Genomic DNA, 1,061 nt, shown 5'->3' with positions numbered 1-1,061 from the left:
TCGTCTTTGCCGACAGCAGCCAGGTGTGCGCCACGCCCGAGGACGCCAGCAGCGCGCAAGGCGGCGGCTTGCGCTTTCATGGCGCGCGTGTCGGCGAGCCCGGCGACAGCGTGCAGGCCTTGAGCGCGCGGCGCAGCCTGCAGGTGGGCCTGAGCAGCGTACTCAGCTATGACTACAAGGCGAAAAAGGCCGTGGCCGCCAGCGTGCCGACCAACACGGCGCTCGGCGGCAAGCATGCGCCGGTGCTGGAAAGCTACGATACGCCGGGCCAGTACTGGTACGCCAGCGCTGCCCAGGCGCAGCGCTACGCGCAATTGCAGATGCAGGCGCATGAAGCGCGCGCCCAGCTGTGGCAAGCCCGCTCGACCGTGCGCACCCTGCGCGCCGGCACGCGTTTTACCCTGACGCAGGGACCATTGCCGCCCGCCGATGGCGCCGCACCCGAGTATGTCGTGCTGCGCGTGGCCAGCATCGGCGTCAACAACCTGCCGGCGCCGGCACTGGAGGGATTGGCGGAACTGTTCGGCCCGATACCGGAATTGCTGGAGGAAACCGTGGCGCAGTGGGGCGACGGTTTTCCCGATGTCGCCGCAGCGATTGCCCAGGCGCAAGCCAGCGGTTACGCCAACTGCATCGAGATGATCAGCGCAGGCACGCCGTGGCGTCCGCTGCGAAATGGCAACGATGCGCGCCAGCATGCCACGCCGACGGCCCTGGGCAGCCAGAGCGCCATCGTCGTGGGAGCCGATGGCCAGGACGCGGCCAGCGGCGCCGATGAAATCTATTGCGACAGGCTGGGCCGGGTGCGCATCCGCTTTCACTGGCAACAGGAAACGGCCGCGACCTGCTGGGTGCGCGTGGCGCAGCGCGCGGCCGGCGGCGGCATGGGCAGCCAGTTCCTGCCGCGCATCGGCCAGGAAGTGCTGGTGCAATTTTTGGAAAACGATATCGACCGGCCCGTCATCATCGGCGCGCTGTACAACGGCCAGGGCGAGGGCGGAAGCAAACCGACCCCGGGCGGTATTGGCGGCGAGCCTGGCGACGCCGGCGTGTTCCAGCCG

1 protein-coding gene is annotated in these 1,061 nt (G+C 69.0%); it reads left to right on the top strand.

Annotated features, from left to right (window positions below; translation table 11 throughout):
• Positions 1–1,061 (top strand): type VI secretion system Vgr family protein (locus tag JAB6_RS12660; protein WP_139143375.1); only part of this gene is annotated, 1,061 nt, incomplete at both ends.

It is taken from the genome of Janthinobacterium sp. HH104 (genome assembly GCF_001758715.1).
In the GTDB taxonomy this organism is placed as follows: domain Bacteria; phylum Pseudomonadota; class Gammaproteobacteria; order Burkholderiales; family Burkholderiaceae_D; genus Janthinobacterium; species Janthinobacterium aestuarii.
Note: the sequence above shows the minus strand (reverse complement) of the source record. Positions and strands in the feature narration are given on the sequence as shown.